Raw genomic sequence first — 423 nt, 5'->3', positions numbered from 1 at the left:
GTCTACAGTAGTCTCAGCGGCATTTGCCTCTCTATCCGTCACTTCAGGTACATTGATGTTAGAGGTCACAGGTGTCGTTTGGACTGCTGCATCAGTGGTGGTCCCGTTAACTGTCTCAGATTCTGATGACTTTTCACAAGCAGTTACTAAAAACATACTCAAAAAAATAACAGTCAGTACACGAAGATAGCGAGTAGGCTTGGCTGGCGTAAATAGATGGGTTTTCATAAGCAGATGACTATTGGTAAAGAGAGGGTTATTTAAGCACAGTAAAGGGTAAGGAACAATCTACCATTGGTGACCATTGATTAAGTATTGACGGTAATGATAATTTTGCGATTGCCACCATACGTTTCAAGATGGTCTCGATGTTCACATAAATAAATGCCTTGCCACGTTCCTAGTCCTAGCGCCCCATTTACC

At 42.3% G+C, this 423-nt stretch carries 2 protein-coding genes; both read right to left on the bottom strand.

Features of this window, described 5'->3' with window-relative positions; genetic code table 11:
* Positions 1 to 228 (bottom strand): hypothetical protein (locus AAEZ10_RS27215; RefSeq protein WP_350571777.1); only part of this gene is annotated, 228 nt, incomplete at its 3' end.
* An 80-nt stretch (positions 229 to 308) separates the two neighbouring features.
* Positions 309 to 423: YjbQ family protein (locus AAEZ10_RS27210; RefSeq protein WP_350571779.1), on the bottom strand; the 115-nt coding region annotated here is incomplete at its 5' end.

Source organism: Pseudomonas sp. H26/SER47-MNA-CIBAN-0231 (assembly GCF_040310465.1).
GTDB classification, from domain to species: domain Bacteria; phylum Pseudomonadota; class Gammaproteobacteria; order Pseudomonadales; family Pseudomonadaceae; genus Aquipseudomonas; species Aquipseudomonas atacamensis.
Note: the sequence above shows the minus strand (reverse complement) of the source record. Positions and strands in the feature narration are given on the sequence as shown.